Annotated in this window: 13 protein-coding genes; 11 read left to right on the top strand and 2 right to left on the bottom strand. The window is 72.0% G+C overall.

Annotation, left to right across the window (positions count from 1 at the left end; genetic code table 11):
* Position 1: 1 nt before the first annotated feature.
* Complete coding sequence (locus tag ACEYYH_RS10970; RefSeq protein ID WP_374974459.1) at positions 2-2,389, top strand: ComEC/Rec2 family competence protein; 2,388 nt, start codon at positions 2-4, stop codon at positions 2,387-2,389.
* Positions 2,390-2,431: 42 nt separating this feature from the next.
* Positions 2,432-3,469, top strand: coding sequence for a DNA polymerase III subunit delta (gene holA, locus ACEYYH_RS10965; protein ID WP_374974458.1), 1,038 nt, complete (start codon positions 2,432-2,434; stop codon positions 3,467-3,469).
* Between the two features lie 86 nt (positions 3,470-3,555).
* Here holA and rpsT read toward each other — a convergent pair whose 3' ends face one another.
* Positions 3,556-3,816, bottom strand: a complete 261-nt coding sequence (gene rpsT / locus ACEYYH_RS10960) for a 30S ribosomal protein S20 (protein ID WP_045302706.1) — start codon at positions 3,814-3,816, stop codon at positions 3,556-3,558.
* A 239-nt stretch (positions 3,817-4,055) separates the two neighbouring features.
* On the opposite strand from rpsT, the gene ACEYYH_RS10955 reads away from it, so the two are divergent.
* Positions 4,056-5,414: a GH1 family beta-glucosidase gene (locus tag ACEYYH_RS10955; RefSeq protein ID WP_374974457.1), complete on the top strand. Its 1,359-nt coding sequence runs from the start codon at positions 4,056-4,058 to the stop codon at positions 5,412-5,414.
* Entirely contained in the window at positions 5,411-6,661 is a 1,251-nt protein-coding gene (locus ACEYYH_RS10950; RefSeq protein WP_374974456.1) for an MFS transporter, read from the top strand. Before ACEYYH_RS10955 ends, ACEYYH_RS10950 begins: the two co-directional genes overlap by 4 nt.
* Here ACEYYH_RS10950 and ACEYYH_RS10945 read toward each other — a convergent pair.
* Complete coding sequence (locus tag ACEYYH_RS10945) at positions 6,650-7,375, bottom strand: alpha/beta fold hydrolase (RefSeq protein ID WP_374974455.1); 726 nt, start codon at positions 7,373-7,375, stop codon at positions 6,650-6,652. The two genes, ACEYYH_RS10950 and ACEYYH_RS10945, sit on opposite strands and share 12 nt — an antisense overlap.
* 40 nt (positions 7,376-7,415) lie before the next feature.
* On the opposite strand from ACEYYH_RS10945, the gene ACEYYH_RS10940 reads away from it, so the two are divergent.
* The 7 genes from ACEYYH_RS10940 (at position 7,416) to ACEYYH_RS10910 (ending at position 15,445) form a co-directional block, all read left to right on the top strand.
* Positions 7,416-8,558 (top strand): pyridoxal phosphate-dependent aminotransferase, encoded by a 1,143-nt coding sequence (locus ACEYYH_RS10940; RefSeq protein ID WP_374974454.1) that lies wholly within the window; start codon positions 7,416-7,418, stop codon positions 8,556-8,558.
* A gap of 57 nt (positions 8,559-8,615) precedes the next feature.
* Positions 8,616-10,466 carry a translation elongation factor 4 gene (lepA, locus tag ACEYYH_RS10935; RefSeq protein ID WP_116193303.1) on the top strand — a complete coding sequence of 617 codons (1,851 nt, stop codon included), beginning with the start codon at positions 8,616-8,618 and terminating at the stop codon, positions 10,464-10,466.
* Positions 10,467-10,493: 27 nt separating this feature from the next.
* Complete coding sequence (locus ACEYYH_RS10930) at positions 10,494-11,144, top strand: DUF1990 family protein (protein WP_374974453.1); 651 nt, start codon at positions 10,494-10,496, stop codon at positions 11,142-11,144.
* A gap of 7 nt (positions 11,145-11,151) precedes the next feature.
* Positions 11,152-12,369: a radical SAM family heme chaperone HemW gene (gene hemW / locus ACEYYH_RS10925; RefSeq protein WP_374974452.1), complete on the top strand. Its 1,218-nt coding sequence runs from the start codon at positions 11,152-11,154 to the stop codon at positions 12,367-12,369.
* 127 nt (positions 12,370-12,496) lie between these two features.
* A complete protein-coding gene (hrcA, locus tag ACEYYH_RS10920) occupies positions 12,497-13,537 on the top strand; it encodes a heat-inducible transcriptional repressor HrcA (RefSeq protein ID WP_374974451.1) in 1,041 nt (346 codons plus the stop codon).
* Between the two features lie 51 nt (positions 13,538-13,588).
* Positions 13,589-14,704: a molecular chaperone DnaJ gene (gene dnaJ / locus ACEYYH_RS10915; RefSeq protein ID WP_374974450.1), complete on the top strand. Its 1,116-nt coding sequence runs from the start codon at positions 13,589-13,591 to the stop codon at positions 14,702-14,704.
* 3 nt (positions 14,705-14,707) lie between these two features.
* A complete protein-coding gene (locus ACEYYH_RS10910; RefSeq protein ID WP_374974449.1) occupies positions 14,708-15,445 on the top strand; it encodes a 16S rRNA (uracil(1498)-N(3))-methyltransferase in 738 nt (245 codons plus the stop codon).
* The last annotated feature ends 10 nt before the right edge of the window (positions 15,446-15,455 follow it).

Genomic DNA, 15,455 nt, shown 5'->3' with positions numbered 1-15,455 from the left:
CGTGCGACGCCGACGCGGCCTGCGGCTGGTCCCCGTGGCCGGGACGTGCTGGGCCGTCGCCGCCACAGCGATCCTCGCGCCCGCGGCGGCGCCCTGGATCGCCCTGACGCTGTGGGCGCTCGTGATCTCCCTGACCGTCGTCGCGCGGGCCGTGAGCCGGTCCGCAGGCCCTCCGTCGCGGCGCACCACCTCACGGACCCGATTCCGGATGCCCCGGCACGCGGTGCGCCCCACGCTCGTGGTCGTGGTGCTCGCGGGCGCGGTCGCGGCGGCCGCGGCGTCTCACGTCGCCCTGGCGCAGCCGGCACGGACCGCGGTCGCCGATCTCGCCCTCGACGGCGGCCGGGCCGTCGCCGTCCGTGCCGACGTCGTCGGCAAGATCGAGCGTCGCGCCGACGGGGCGCTCGCGTTCGATGCCCGGGCGGCGCGGGTCTCGATCGGCAGCGAGAGTCACACGGCGGATGTGGAGATCACCGTGCGCGTCTCATCCGCCGAGGTCGACAGCCCGTGGCTGCTGGACGTCGGCGCGACCGTCGTCGCCCACGGCACCGCGAAGCCCGGACGGCCGGGGGAGCGGGCGGTGCTCGAGCTCTGGGCCTCGCGCGGTGTCGAGGTCCTGAACCCGCCGGCCGGCGCTGCCGCGGGCGCCGGCGACTTGCGCCGCGGCCTCGTCGCGGCGGTCGAGGGTCTGCCCGGCGACGGCGCGGGGCTCGTCCCCGGTCTCGCAGTCGGCGACACGTCGGTCGTGTCGCCGTCGCTCGACGCGGCGATGAAGGAATCCTCGCTCTCGCACCTCACCGCCGTGTCAGGTGCCAACTGTGCGCTCGTCGTCGGCATCGCGTTCGCCCTCGCCGCGGCGCTCGGCGCCTCGCGAGGCCTCCGGGTCGGCGTCGGACTGGCGGTGCTCGGGGGCTTCGTGCTGCTCGTCACGCCCGAGCCGAGCGTCGTGCGCGCCGCGGCGATGGCAGCGATCGCGATGCTCGCCGTGCTGCTCGGTCGCGCCGGCGCCGGGATGGCGCTCCTGTCGTTCGCCGTGGCCCTGCTGCTCGTCCTCGACCCGTGGCTCGCGGCCTCGCTCGGGTTCGCACTGTCGGTCGTCGCGACGGGATCGCTGCTGCTGTGGGTGCGTCCGCTCGCCGCCGGCCTCGGCCGGATCCTGCCGCGGCCGCTGGCTCTCGCCCTCGCGGTGCCGCTCGCCGCCCAGCTCGCGTGCGGGCCGCTCCTGATCCTCATCGAGCCGACCGTGCCCGTGTACGGTGTGCTCGCGAACCTCCTTGCGGGCCCCGCCGCACCGGCCGCGACCGTGCTCGGACTCGCGGCCTGTCTCAGTGCGCCGCTGCCGTGGCTGCAATCGGGTCTCGCGGCGCTCGCCTGGCTGCCGGCGTCGTGGATCGCGGGGACCGCGACCACCGCTGCCGCGCTCCCCGCGAACGCGCTGCCCTGGCTCGAGGGCGTGCCGGGCACGCTGGCCCTCGCCGGGGTCGGGGTGTCGATCGGGTGCGCGATCGCCCTCGACCGCGGCGGATCCCGGGCGCGGCGCCTCACACGCGGCGTGTCGGTCGCCGTCGTCGCCGTGCTGGTGGGCGCAGGCTTCGGCACGGCGGCCCTGACCACGGTCGCCGGCCGGTGGACCCTGCCCACCGACTGGTCGGTGCTGGCGTGCGACGTTGGTCAGGGCGACGCCGTCCTGCTGCGGTCGGAGGGTGCCGTCGCGCTGATCGACACCGGGCCCGACCCCGAACCGCTCGCTTCCTGTCTCACCCGTGCGGGGCTCGACCGGATCGACCTGCTCGTCCTCACCCACTTCGACCTCGACCACGTCGGCGGGCTCGACGCGGTTCGCGGACGTGTCGGAACGGTGCTGCACGGGCCCGGCGACGCTTCGGCGCAGACGGCGATCGCCTCGTTGACGGCGCAGGGAGCACGGGCCACGGAGGCGGCCGTGGGGCTCACCGGCTCACTCGGGGGCGCGCGATGGCGGGTGCTGTGGCCGAAGCCCGGCAGCCGCGCCTTCGAGCCGGGCAACGACGCCAGCGTCGTCCTCGATATGCGGGGCGGGGGCATCCCGCCGATGCTGCTCCTCGGCGACTTGTCGGCCTCCCCGCAGCGGGCGCTGACGGCATCCGGCGTGCTGGACCCGCCGTACGTGATCGTCAAGACCGCGCACCACGGCAGCGCCGACCAGGATGCGGGGCTCTACATCGCCGCACGACCGTCGATCGCTCTCGTCACGGTCGGCGCCGACAACGACTACGGGCATCCGCGCGACGAGGCCCTCGCGATCCTGGATGAGGTCGGCGCGCGGATCGTGCGCACCGACCGCGACGGCGCGATCGCCCTGTGGTCGGACGCGGGCACAGTGTCGCTGTGGCGCGACCGCGGCGGGTGAAGGCGAACGACCGCCGTCGGTGGTCGTCGGTAGGCTGGGGGAATGGCTTCCCCCGCACGCCGAGCACCCGCGAAGGCCGCGCGCAGCGCCATTCCCCAGCTCTCGTGGCGGGCGCCGCAGCCGGCGCCGATCGTGCTCGTCTCCGGACCGGAGGAGGTCTGCGCCGAGCGGGCGATCGCCGGCGTACGCGACTACCTCCGCGCCGAGGACCCGACGCTCGAGGTGTCCGACATCCGTGCCGACGACTACGCCGCCGGGACGCTCTTGGGCGTCACGTCGCCGTCGCTGTTCGGCGAGCCGCGGCTGGTCCGCGTGAGCGGCGTCGAGAAGTGCTCCGACACGTTCCTCGCGGAGGCCGTGGCCTATCTCGCCGCCCCGCAGGACGGCGCGACCGTCGTGCTCCGCCACACCGGTGCGAGCGTGCGCGGCAAGAAGCTGCTCGATGCGATCCGCGCCGGCGAGGGGTCGGGCGTCGAGATCGCGTGCCCCGCCGTCAAGCGCGACTCCGACCGCTTCGACTTCGCCGCGGGGGAGTTCCAGGCGGCCAAGAAGCGCATCGTCCCCACGGCGCTGCGCGCGCTCGTCTCCGCCTTCGCGGACGACCTCACCGAACTCGCCGCGGCGTGCCAGCAGCTCATCGCCGACGTCCCCGGCGACGTCACCGATGACGTCGTCGAGCGGTATTACGGCGGCCGCGTCGAGACGTCGGCCTTCACGGTCGCCGACACGGCGATCGCGGGGCGCTACGGTGAAGCGCTCATCGCGCTGCGCCACGCGCTGGCGTCCGGCGCCGACCCGGTGCCTCTGGTCGCCGCGGTCGCGATGAAGCTGCGCACGATGGCGCGCGTCGCGGGCAATCGCGAGCCGGCCGCGGCCCTGGCGTCACGCCTCGGCATGAAGGACTGGCAGGTCGACCGCGCCCGCCGTGATCTGGTCGGCTGGAACGAGGAGAGCCTGGGCCGCGCGATCCAGGCGACGGCACGGGCGGACGCCGAGGTCAAGGGCGGCTCGCGCGACGCGGTCTTCGCCCTCGAGCGCATGATCACGGTGATCGCCACGCGCGCGCCGTACGGCGCCTGACACGTCGCCCTCAACCCCATGCGAAAGGCCCGCCCCTCGCGGGACGGGCCTTCGCGCGACGCGGGGTCGCGGAGCGTTTCAGAGGCTCAGAGAGCGGCGACCTGCTTGGCGATGGCCGACTTGCGGTTCGCCGCCTGGTTCTTGTGGATGACGCCCTTGCTGACGGCCTTGTCGAGCTTCTTGGTCGCCGTGCCCAGCGCCTTCTCGGCAGCAGCCTTGTCGCCGGCCGCGATCGCCTCGCGGGTGCGACGGACGTGCGTCTTCAGCTCGCTCTTGACGGCCTTGTTGCGCTCGCGCGCCTTCTCGTTGGTCTTGTTGCGCTTGATCTGCGACTTGATGTTCGCCACGTGTCGACGTTCTTTCGTTCGAAGGTGAATCGGATTGATGTGCCGGTCAGCGAGAGAGGGGCGCTTCGCGGCGGTCGTGAGGGCGAACCCACACGCAAGCCAAACAAGGATTCTATCAGGTGAACCGATGGGCCCTGGACACGCGCCGGCGTGCACGGCGTGGCCCTCCCATGATGCATGATCTACGCGTGGGTGCGCGCGTCGCTGGGGACGCGCGCTCACTGACGAAGGAGTCCGCCGTGCCGCAGCATCCGTCCGTCGATCTCTCACCGTTCCCGCCGGGCTTCCGGTGGTCGGCGGCGACCGCGGCGTTCCAGGTGGAGGGCTCGCGCGCCGTGGACGGACGCGGTCGGTCGATCTGGGACGACTTCGTCGGCACTCCCGGCGCGGTGCGCGACGGGGCGACGGCGGACCCCGGCCCCGACAGCTACCGCCGGCACCGCGAGGACGTGGCGCTGCTCGCCCGGCTCGGGGTCGATCGCTACCGCTTCTCGATCTCGTGGGTGCGCGTGCAGCCCGAACCCGGCGGTCCGGTCCTGCAAGCCGGCCTCGACTACTACCGGCGCCTCGCCGACGACCTGCGCGACGCGGGCGTCACCCCCTTCGCGACGCTGTATCACTGGGACCTCCCGAGCGTCCTCGAAGAGCGCGGCGGCTGGCTCGACCGCGACACCGCGCTGCGCTTCGGCGAGTACGCCGAGATCGTCGCGCAGGCGCTGGGCGACAGCATCCGTCACTGGTACACCCTCAACGAGCCCGTCTCGACCTCGCTCCAGGGCTATGCCGTCGGCACCCTGGCGCCGGGCAGACAGCTCCTCTTCGGCGCCCTGCCGACCGTTCACCACCAGCTGCTCGCGCACGGCCTCGCGCTGCGAACGCTCCGCGCCGCCGGCGCCGAGGAGGTGGGGATCGTCAACAACCACACGCTCGTCCTGCCGGCAGGGGAGACGGATGCCGACCTCGGCGCCGCAGCGGTGTACGACCTGCTCCACAACCGGGTCTTCGCCGACCCCGTGCTCACGGGCGCCTACCCCGACCTCGAACGGTTCGGCATCCCGCCGATGCCGGTCGAGGACGGCGATCTCGAGCTGATCTCGGCGCCCGGAGACTTCTACGGCATCAACTTCTACAACCCGACGACCGTGGCCGCCGCGCCCCAGGGCAGCCCGGTGCCGTTCGAGATCGTGCTCACTCCCGGCGCGCCCGTCACCGGTTTCGGGTCGGAGTGGCCGATCGTGCCGACGGCGCTCACCGGCCTCCTTCTGGACTTCCGGGAGCGCTACGGCGACCGCCTGCCCCCGCTCGTGATCGGCGAGAACGGCGCGTCGTTCCCCGAGCCCGACCAGGTCGCGGGCCCCGTCGCCGATGCGGACCGGATCTCGTACCTCGCGGGCCACATCGACGCGGTCGGTGCGGCGGCGCGCGCCGGTGTCGACGTGCGCGAGTACACGGTGTGGTCCCTCCTGGACAACTTCGAATGGGCCGACGGCTGGTCCCAGCGGTTCGGGCTCGTCCACGTCGACTTCGACACGGCCGCTCGCACGCCCAAGGCGTCGTTCGACTGGTACCGCACCCTCATCGCGGAGGCACGCGCGTGACCGCCCAGCGGGGCGCCAAGGTCGGCGCGGGCTGGTTCACCCTCTTCACGCTCGCGTGGCTCGCGCTGTGGACGGTGCAGCTGACGCCGCTGCAGCTGCTCATCCCGCTGCAGCTGAACACTCCCGACGACGCGGACGGGTGGGTGTCGGGAGTCGTGTCGTCGGGCCTCGTGCTCGCGATCGGCGGCATGGCCGGGGTGATCGCGGCCCCGGTCGCCGGCGGACTGTCCGACCGCACGGGAGGCAGGATGGGACGCCGGCGCCCCTGGGCGCTCGGGGGAGTGTGGCTCGCCACCGCGTCCCTCGCCGCGATCGCCCTCGCGTCCGGTCCGTGGGGCGTGGGGCTCGCCTGGGTGGGCGTCTCGGTCGGCATCGCCGTGGCCTCCGCCGCCTTCACCGCGCTCATCGCCGATCAGCTCACGACGCAGCGGGGCGCAGCATCCGCCGCCGTCTCTTCGTCTCAGGCACTCGGGATCGTCGTGGGTGTCGGCGTCATCGTGCTGCTCGAACTCGGCGTCGTGGTCGGCTACCTCGTGCTCGCCGGCTTCCTCGCGGTGGTCGGCACCGCTGCGGCGCTCCTCCTGCCCGACCCGCCGGCGCGCGCCGAGGTGGCGGTCGCGCGCGAGGTGCGCACGCTCGGCGAGCGGCTCGCAGCCCTTCGCGACCGCGACTTCGCGTGGCTGCTCGCGGGACGCCTCACGGTGAACGTCGGCAACGCGCTCGGCACCGGGCTGCTGCTGTTCTTCTTGCTCTACGGGCTGCACCGCGATCCCGCGACGGCGGAGGACGAGCTGCTCCTGCTGATCCTCGTGTACACGCTGTTCGTCGTCGTGTCCTCGATCGCGTCGGGGTGGATCTCGGACCGCACCGGACGACGCATCCCCTTCGTCGTGTGGTCGGCAGTCGTCCAGGGGCTCGCGTCGATCCTCCTCGTGGTGGCGCCGTCACTCACGACCGCGATGATCGCGGCCGCGCTCCTCGGCGTCGGCTACGGCGCGTATATGTCGGTGGGCCTCGCGCTCGGCACGGACCTGCTGCCGCATCCGGAGGACCACGCGCGCGACCTCGGCTTCGTGAACGTGTCCGCGAGCCTCGGCCAGCTGATCGGCCCGCTCCTCGGCGCGGGCCTGGTCGCGCTCGTGGGGGGCTTCTGGCTGCTGTTCCTCGTCGGGGGCGTCCTGTCGATCGCGGGCGGCTTCATGACCTACGCGATCCGCAGCCGCGAGCGCGCGTCCTCAGCGGTGTGACGCCTCCAGCGTCGTGAGGGCGACCTCGAGGAGCGCGTCGAACACGCGCGGCCGCATCACCGTCACGTGATGTGTCGTCCGCGGCACGACGATCAGCTCGGCGTGCTGGGCGACCCGCATGAACAGCTTCTCGTTCACGCGAAGCTGGTCCCACTGCCCGTTGACGAACCACAGCGGCACCTCGATGCGGTGCAGGGCGGCGAGCAGATCGAGCACCGAGAGGCTGCGCAATGCGACGTCCTGCGCGTCCAGTGCGTAGCCGCCGGCGCCGAAGTCGGCGCGGGTCTCGTCGGGGAGGATGCGATCGAGCATGCGGTCGGTCAGCCACATCCCGCGATCCGGCAACGAGTCGAACCCGCGGGCGAGCACCCGGTAGGTCGCGAGCCCCACCCCGCGAGGGATCGCGGTGCAGGATGCCGCGATGAATCCCGCGACGGGCGGCGGTTCCTCCGCCCCCGCGTACTCGATGCACAGCAGGCCGCCCATGGAGTGCCCCGACAGCAGCACAGGGCCTCGCTCCGCGGCGCCGCGCACCGCCGAGTCGATCGTCGCGAACGCCCCCTCGAGCGTGAAGTCCTCGGTCATCCGCGAGCCGTGGCCGGGCAGGTCGACGGCGGTGACGGGGTTGCCGCGGTTCGTCAGGTACTCGACCTGCGCGCGCCACATCGTCGCGGACGTCCGGATGCCGTGCACGAGCACGACCTGGACGACCATGACGCCAGGGTAGCGGCGCGTGCCCGCTTAGCATGGCGGCATGCCCGAGATCGCCTCGCACATCGCGCGCATGCCCGGTTCCGGCGTGCGCCACATCCTCGAGCGCGCGCTGCGCCGCCCCGGCACGATCATCCTCGCGGTGGGCGAGCCGGGTGAGGTCGCGGGAGAGCGGATCCGGGATGCTGCGTCCCGGGCGTGGCACGACGGCGCGATCCGGTACACGCCCAACGGCGGCATCCCGGCCCTGCGCGAAGCGATCCGCGACAAGCTCGCGCGCCAGAACGCCCTCGACGTCGACCTCGAGCAGATCTGGGTGACGGTCGGCGCGACCCAGGCGCTGCATCTCGCGATGGCGCTCACGCTGTCGGAGGGCGACGAGGTGCTCGTGCCCGACCCCGGCTACACCACCTTCACGATGAACGCCCACCTCCTGCAGGCGACGCCGGTGCCCTACGCGCTGCGTCCCGAGCGCGCCTTCCAGCCGGAGCTCGGCGAGCTCGAGGCGCTGGTCACGCCGCGCACGCGCGCGATCATCGTCAACACGCCCTCCAACCCGCTGGGCTCGACGTTCGACCGGGCGACGCTGGAGGCGCTCATCGCTCTGGCACGCCGGCACGATCTGTGGCTCATCAGCGACGAGGTGTACGAGCGCTTCACCTGGGGCGAGCCGCACGTGAGCCCCGCGACGCTCGATACCGACGGCCGCGTGCTGTCGGTGTTCTCGATGTCGAAGACGTACGCGATGACCGGAGCCCGGGTGGGCTGGCTCATCACCCCTCCGGGGTGGCGGCAGACGATGCTGCGCGTCCAGGAATCGGTGGTCAGCTGCGTCGACGAGCCGTCGCAGCGGGCGGCCGCCGAGGCGCTCACCGGCGACCAGCGCGCGGTCGCGCACAGCGCGGCGCATTACCGCGACAACCTCGCCGCGGCGACGGCACTCCTCGACGCCCAGGGTCTGCGTTACCTCGACCCGACCGGCGCCTTCTACCTCTGGATCGACGTGTCGCACGTGTCCGCAGGCGACGTCGTGGCGTGGTGCGAGCGGTTCCTCGACGAGGAGGGCGTGGCCGTGGCTCCGGGGAGCGCCTTCGGCGCTTCGGGCGAGGGCTGGATCCGCGTGTGCGTGGCCAGCGACCGCGGCGAGCTGCTCGAAGGGCTCGGCCGCATCCCCGCACCTGCCTGACCCCGGCGCCTTCGCCGGGGCTCGTCGAGCGGCGCGCACCCGTACAATCGTCTGGACATGTCACCGCGCGCCCTGAAGCCCCTCGAGCCCTCTGCCACGCCGCCCGAGCTGATCCGCAACTTCTGCATCATCGCCCACATCGACCACGGCAAGTCGACGTTGGCCGACCGGATGCTGCAGATCACCGGCGTCGTCGCCGACCGCGACATGCGCGCGCAGTACCTCGACCGCATGGACATCGAGCGCGAGCGCGGCATCACGATCAAGTCGCAGGCCGTGCGCATGCCTTGGGCGACCGCCGACCAGACCTTCGCGCTCAACATGATCGACACCCCCGGTCACGTGGACTTCACGTACGAGGTCTCACGTTCGCTCGCCGCCTGCGAGGGGGCGATCCTCCTGGTCGACGCCGCGCAGGGTATCGAGGCGCAGACCCTCGCGAACCTCTATCTCGCGCTCGAGAACGACCTGCACATCATCCCCGTGCTCAACAAGATCGATCTGCCGGCGGCCGACCCCGAGAAGTACGCCGCGGAGCTTGCCGGCCTCATCGGCGGCTCGCCCGACGACGTGCTGCGCGTGAGCGGCAAGACCGGCATGGGCGTCGAGACCCTTCTCGACCGCATCGTCGAGCAGATCCCGGCGCCGAAGGGGAACCCGGACGCCCCGGCCCGCGCCATGATCTTCGACTCGGTGTACGACTCCTACCGCGGCGTGGTGACCTACGTCCGCATGGTCGACGGCAAGCTGGAGCCGCGCGAGCGCATCCAGATGATGTCGACCAAGGCGACCCACGATCTCCTCGAGATCGGCGTGTCGAGCCCTGAGCCGGTGCCCACGAAGGGACTCGGCGTCGGCGAGGTGGGCTACCTCATCACCGGCGTGAAGGACGTTCGCCAGTCCAAGGTCGGCGATACGATCACCAATCAGCGCAAGCCCGCGACCGAGCCGCTCGCCGGCTACACCGACCCCAAGCCCATGGTCTTCTCGGGGATCTACCCGATCGACCAGAGCGACTACGCCGACCTTCGCGAGGCGCTCGACAAGCTCAAGCTGTCGGACGCGTCGCTGCAGTACGAGCCCGAGACCTCGGTGGCGCTCGGCTTCGGCTTCCGCTGCGGGTTCCTGGGCCTCTTGCACCTCGAGATCATCACCGAGCGTCTCTCGCGCGAGTTCGACCTGGATCTCATCACGACGGCGCCCTCGGTGACCTACGAGGTCACGACCGACACCGGCGAGACCGTCGTCGTCACCAACCCGAGCGAGTACCCCGACGGCCGTGTCGCCGAGGTGTCCGAGCCGGTGGTGAAGGTGGGCATCCTGCTGCCCAAGGACTATGTCGGCACCGTGATGGAACTCTGCCAGTCCCGCCGCGGATCGCTCCTGGGCATGGACTACCTCAGCGAGGACCGCGTCGAGCTGCGCTACCACATGCCCCTCGGCGAGATCGTGTTCGACTTCTTCGACCAGCTGAAGTCCAAGACCCAGGGCTACGCGAGCCTCGACTACGAGCCCGCCGGGTCGCAGACCGCCGACCTCGTGAAGGTCGACATCCTGCTGCAGGGAGACAAGGTCGACGCGTTCAGCTCGATCGTGCACCGCGAGAAGGCCTACGCCTACGGCACGATGATGACCGAGCGCCTGCGAAAGCTCATCCCGCGCCAGCAGTTCGAGGTGCCGATCCAGGCCGCCATCGGTGCCCGCATCATCGCGCGCGAGAACATCCGGGCGATGCGCAAGGACGTCCTGGCGAAGTGCTACGGCGGCGACATCTCGCGCAAGCGCAAGCTCCTCGAGAAGCAGAAGGAGGGCAAGAAGCGCATGAAGATGGTCGGTCGCGTCGAGGTCCCCCAGGAGGCGTTCATCGCCGCGCTCTCAGGGGACGTCGAGGGTCCTGCCAAGAAGTGACCCGACTCGCGAAGTAGGCTGGAATCCATGCGTCGAGGAACCTTCCGGGACGACACCGTCGACTATGCCGCTGTCGGGGCGACCCAGGCGCCGGATCTGATGCAGTACCCGCCGGAGCGCAGCATCCCGGCGGAGCAGTCCTGGCGCATCGGCAGCGGCGAGGCCCGCTTCCGTGCCGCGAGCGAGGCGCTCATGTCGTGGACGGCGCAGCGCGGTGCGGGGCTCGAGCTCACCGACGTGCGTCCCGCGTCCGGCCCCATGTACTCGGGTGTGAGTTTCGACGCCGAAGGCCACCCGGTCGCGCCGAGTCGATCGGAGGCCGAGCAGCGGTTCGATGCCGACGGCACCCCCTTCGTCGGCCCCGGCACCACGATCCGCGTCAACGGCCGCATCAAGGGGCTGCGCGCCGATGCGGAGCTCCGCGTCATCTTCGCGGTGGAGGAGCCTCGCCGCGTGGGCTTCGCGCTGGGCACCGTGAGCGACTCGGTCGTGAGCGGCGAGGAGTCGTTCATGCTCGACTGGTACGACAACGACGAGGTCTGGTTCACTGTCCGCGCGTTCGACGCGCCGCGCGCGGTGCTCTACCGGATGCTTCCCGGCCTCACGAGGCGCCGTCGGCGCGAACTGTTCACGCGCTACCTGCGCGCGATCTCGCCGCTGTACACGACCCCCGCGTGAGGCGCTGATGGGCTCCGCTCTTCCGCTCGGCGAGCCCGTTCCCTCGGACGGCTCGCTGCCTTCGGGCACGCGCATCGATCCGGCCACCGACTTCAGCGTGTATCTGCACGTCCCGTTCTGCCGCGTCCGCTGCGGCTACTGCGACTTCAACACCTACACGTCGTCCGAGCTCCGTGGCGCCCGCCAGGACGAGTACGCCGACACGCTGCTGCGCGAGCTCGCGCTGGCCGCACCCGTGCTCGAACGCGCCGGGGGCATCCGTCCCGCGTCGACGGTGTTCTTCGGCGGCGGCACGCCCACGCTCCTGCCGCCGGGCGACCTCGGGCGCATGCTGGCAGGTGTCCGTGACACGTTCGGCATCGCCGAGGGCGCCGAGATCACGGTCGAGGCCAACCCCGACACGGTCACCCCCGCGGTCGCGGCCGAGCTCGCAGCATCCGGTGTCACGCGTCTCTCGGTCGGCATGCAGTCGGCGGTCCCGCACGTCCTCGCCGCGCTCGATCGCACCCACGACCCCGACAACGTACGCACTGCGGTCGCGGCGGCGCGTGGCGCCGGACTCGACGTGAGCGTCGACCTGATCTACGGCGCCCCGGGCGAGTCGCTGGACGACTGGCGCACATCGCTCGAGGCCGCGGTGGCACTCGAACCCGATCACGTCTCGGCGTACGCGCTCATCATCGAGGACGGCACGAAGCTCGCGCGTCAGATACGCCGAGGAGAGGTCGCCGCGCCCGACGACGATCTGCAGGCCGATATGTACGAACTGGCCGACGACACGCTCGCTGCCGCCGGGTTCGAATGGTACGAGGTGTCGAACTGGGCGCGCGGGGACGCGCACCGCTCGCGACACAATCTCGCGTACTGGGTCGGGGCGGACTGGTGGGGGTTCGGCCCCGGCGCGCACAGCCATGTCGCGGGCGTGCGGTTCTGGAACGTCAAGCATCCCGCGGCGTACGCGCAGCGGCTCGCGGCGGGTGAGTCGCCGGCTGCAGGACGCGAGATCCCGGATGCTGCGGCCCTCACCCTCGAGGCCGTGCTGCTGCGCACGCGCATCCGCGAGGGGCTGCCCGTCGAGGAGCTCCTCGGCGAGGGCCGTCACGCGGTCGCCGCGCTCATCGCGGACGGTCTCATCGAGGGGCACGCCGCCCTGCGGGGGAGGGTCGTGCTCACGCGCCGTGGCCGCCTCCTCGCCGACGCCGTGGTCCGCGCCCTCACCGACTGAGGCCGGCCGCACGCGCGCCCGGCCGCGACGGCAACCCGACCTGCGTCGCTCGACGATGCGGACAGAGGCATCGGATAGAATTGGCACTCCAGTCATGCGAGTGCCAGCTGCGGCGTGAGGAGGCGGGATGGTCAGCGAGCGAGGACTGCAGGTACTGCGCGCGATCGTTCAGGACTACGTCGACACGCGCGAGCCTGTCGGCAGCAAGGCGATCGTCGAGCGCCACGCGTTCGGCGTGTCCGCGGCGACGATCCGCAACGATATGGCGCTGCTCGAGGACGAAGAGCTCATCGTGGCGCCGCACACCTCGTCGGGGCGGGTGCCGACCGACAAGGGCTATCGCGTCTTCGTCGATCACCTCGCCGAGCTGCGACCACTCTCGCCGGCTCAGCGCGCCGCCATCGCGACGTTCCTCGACGGCTCGGGCGATCTCGACGATGTGCTCGTGCGCACCGTCCGGGCGCTCACCCAGCTGACCGGCCAGGTCGCCATCGTGCAGTATCCCTCGTTCGCCCGCGCGACCATCACCCACGTGGAGCTGGTGCAGCTGGGTGGCGGACGCATGCTGGTGATCCTCGTGACCGACACCGGCCGCGTATCGCAGCGCCTCACCTTCGTCGGCGAGGACTTCGACGACTCCGACCTCGCGCACATCCGCGCCCGACTCGGCACCCTTCTGGTCGGCCGCCCCGTGCGCGAGGGGCTGCAGCGCATCGCGGACCGGCTCGAGGATCCCGACGCGCAGGCTCCGGCGCACGAGCGCGCGACCGACGAGATCGTCCGCGCCGTCGCGGAGGAACTCGAGGAGTTCCGCCAGGACAGGCTCGTGATGGCCGGCAGCGCCAATCTCGCCCGCCGCGAGTCCGACTTCCGCGGCAGCATCTACCCGCTCCTCGAGGCGATCGAGGAGCAGGTGACCCTGCTGCGGCTGATGGGCGAGATGGTCGCCGACGAACACGGCCTCTCGGCGAGCATCGGCCGCGAGAACGAGGCGTTCGGCCTGGCCGAGGCATCCGTCGTCGCCAGCGACTACGACGCGACGGGCTCGCTCGCCCGTGTCGGCGTGCTCGGCCCGACGCGCATGGACTACCCCACGAACCTCGCGACGGTCCGAGCCGTCGCGCGCTATCTCACGCGCATGCTCGAGCAGGACGACAGCTCCCGCTGACGCACGCGTGCACCCACGATCCCGCGGCATCGCCGCGGCAGGAAGGCGAATGTGGCTGACCACTACGAGGTCCTCGGCGTCTCACGCGACGCCACCACCGACGAGATCAAGAAGGCGTACCGCAAGCTGGCCCGACAGCTGCACCCGGACGTGAACCCGGGCGAGGAGGCGTCCGAGCGCTTCAAGCTCGTGACCCACGCCTACGACGTGCTGAGCGATCCCGAGCAGCGTGCCCGCTACGACATGGGTGGCGGCGACTCGCCCTTCGGCGGCGGCGCGGGCGGCTTCGGCGGGTTCAACGACATCTTCGAGACGTTCTTCGGCGCCGCGGGCGGCTCGCGCGGCGGGCGTCCGCGGTCGCGCCGCGAACGCGGCCAGGACGCGCTCGTGCGCGTCACGCTCGAGCTCGGCGATGTCGTGTTCGGCACGCATCGCGACATCGAGGTCGACACCGCCGTGGTGTGCGAGACCTGTGAGGGATCGTGCTGCCAGCCGGGCACGAGCCCGGTCACGTGCGACATCTGCCACGGCACCGGCAACGTCCAGCTCCAGGTGCGGAGCCTTCTCGGCAACGTCGTCACGACGCAGCCGTGCAACGTCTGCCAGGGCTACGGCACGACGATCCCGTACCCGTGCGCCACGTGCCAGGGTCAGGGCCGGGTGCGCGCACGCCGCACCGTGTCGCTCGACATCCCCGCCGGCGTCGAGACCGGACTGCGCCTGCAGCTTCCCGGCTCGGGCGAGGTCGGCCCGGCGGGCGGCCCCAACGGCGATCTGTACATCGAGGTCACGGTGCAGCCCCACGAGGTCTTCAGCCGCGACGGCGACGACCTGCTCGCGACGCTCGAGGTGTCGATGCCCGACGCCATCCTCGGCACGACGACGACGATCCAGTCGCTCGACGGCCCCGTCGACCTCGAGGTGCGGGCGGGCGTGCAGGCCGGCGACATCCTGACGATCAAGGGCCGCGGCATCACGCCGCTGCGCGGCTCGCAGCGCGGCGACCTCAAGGTCGGCGTGCACGTGGTCACGCCCACGCGCCTCGATCACAAGGAACGCGCCCTCATCGAGGAGTTCGCCAAGCGCACCAAGGCGCCCTCGCCCAAGCTCGCGGAGTTCCACCAGGGTCTGTTCGCCAAGCTCCGCGACCGCTTCCGGAACGTCTGACCCGTGGCCCTGCACTTCCTCCTCGACCCGCCCGTCGACGCCGTTCCCGGTGAGACGGTGACGCTCAGCGGCACCGAGGCGCACCACGCCGCGACCGTGCGGCGCGTGCGGGTCGGCGAGGAGGTCACGGTCGGCGACGGCCGGGGCGTCTGGCTCACTGGGAGCGTCGAGTCGGTCGCGCCGCGCGAGGTCGTCGTACGCATCGACGGACGGACGGATGCTGCGCCCCCGCGCCCCCGCATCGTGCTGGTGCAGGCGCTGGCCAAGGGGGACCGCGACGAGCTCGCCGTCCAAGCGGCGACCGAGCTCGGCGTCGACGAGATCGTGCCGTGGCAGGCCGCCCGCAGCGTCTCGCGTTGGGACGCGGCGAAGGCGGCGAAGGGCAGGGCGCGCTGGGCGACCATCGTCCGCGAAGCCGCGAAGCAGGCGCACCGCACGTGGGTGCCCGAGGTGGCGGAGCTGACCACGACCGCGGCGCTCGCGCGCCGGGCGGCAGCATCCGTCGTCCTGATTCTGGAGCCGACGGCGTCCGAGCGGCTCAGCGCTCTCAGCGTGGACCCGGGTGAGGACCGCGACATCGTGCTGGTCGTCGGACCCGAGGGCGGCATCGCCCCGGAGGAGCTCGACGCCCTCGGAGCCGCGGGCGCGCGGCTCGTGCGTCTCGGCGAGACCGTGCTGCGCACCTCTACGGCCGGTCCCGCGGCGCTGGCCGTCGTCAGCACCGCCCTCGGCCGTTGGTGAGCCTGGCGGC

Origin of the sequence: Microbacterium trichothecenolyticum (assembly GCF_041938625.1) — a bacterium.
In the GTDB taxonomy this organism is placed as follows: Bacteria; Actinomycetota; Actinomycetes; order Actinomycetales; family Microbacteriaceae; genus Microbacterium; species Microbacterium trichothecenolyticum_D.
Note: the sequence above shows the minus strand (reverse complement) of the source record. Positions and strands in the feature narration are given on the sequence as shown.

Excerpts from the sequence above, each read along its gene's own strand:
- holA (WP_374974458.1), top strand. The coding sequence starts at position 2,432 with ATGGCTTCCCCCGCACGCCGAGCACCCGCGAAGGCCGCGCGCAGCGCC.
- ACEYYH_RS10945 (WP_374974455.1), bottom strand. The coding sequence starts at position 7,375 with ATGGTCGTCCAGGTCGTGCTCGTGCACGGCATCCGGACGTCCGCGACG.
- ACEYYH_RS10940 (WP_374974454.1), top strand. The coding sequence starts at position 7,416 with ATGCCCGAGATCGCCTCGCACATCGCGCGCATGCCCGGTTCCGGCGTG.
- lepA (WP_116193303.1), top strand. The coding sequence starts at position 8,616 with ATGTCACCGCGCGCCCTGAAGCCCCTCGAGCCCTCTGCCACGCCGCCC.
- ACEYYH_RS10930 (WP_374974453.1), top strand. The coding sequence starts at position 10,494 with ATGCGTCGAGGAACCTTCCGGGACGACACCGTCGACTATGCCGCTGTC.
- hemW (WP_374974452.1), top strand. The coding sequence starts at position 11,152 with ATGGGCTCCGCTCTTCCGCTCGGCGAGCCCGTTCCCTCGGACGGCTCG.
- hrcA (WP_374974451.1), top strand. The coding sequence starts at position 12,497 with ATGGTCAGCGAGCGAGGACTGCAGGTACTGCGCGCGATCGTTCAGGAC.